The 303-nt window shown below is 38.3% G+C and carries 1 protein-coding gene and 1 pseudogene; both read left to right on the forward strand.

Features of this window, described 5'->3' with window-relative positions; genetic code table 11:
- Positions 1 to 186: phosphoribosylformylglycinamidine synthase subunit PurS (purS, locus tag SB717_RS34870; protein WP_410907455.1), on the forward strand; the 186-nt coding region annotated here is incomplete at its 5' end.
- Positions 183 to 303: pseudogene (locus SB717_RS34875) on the forward strand (phosphoribosylformylglycinamidine synthase I); the annotation flags it as partial. The gene purS and the pseudogene SB717_RS34875, both read left to right, overlap by 4 nt.

Consider the following 303-nt stretch of genomic DNA (forward strand, 5'->3'; position numbering starts at 1 on the left):
GGAGCTCTTCATAGTCTTTCATTCACAGAAGTACAAGACGTTCGAATCGGAAAGTACATGGAACTAACAATTGATAAATCTGTATCTGACTTAGATAGCAAGGTAAAAGAAATGTGTGAAAAACTATTAGCGAACGTTGTAATGGAAGACTTCCGTTATGAAGTTGAGGAGGTTGTCGCACAGTGAAATTTGCCGTAATAGTATTTCCAGGTTCGAACTGTGATGTCGATATGTTCCATGCAATTAAAGATGAGCTTGGCGAAGAAGTAGATTACGTTTGGCACGATACAGAGAATTTAGATG

Origin of the sequence: Priestia sp. SIMBA_032 (assembly GCF_046535215.1) — a bacterium.
Taxonomy (GTDB): domain Bacteria; phylum Bacillota; class Bacilli; order Bacillales; family Bacillaceae_H; genus Priestia; species Priestia aryabhattai.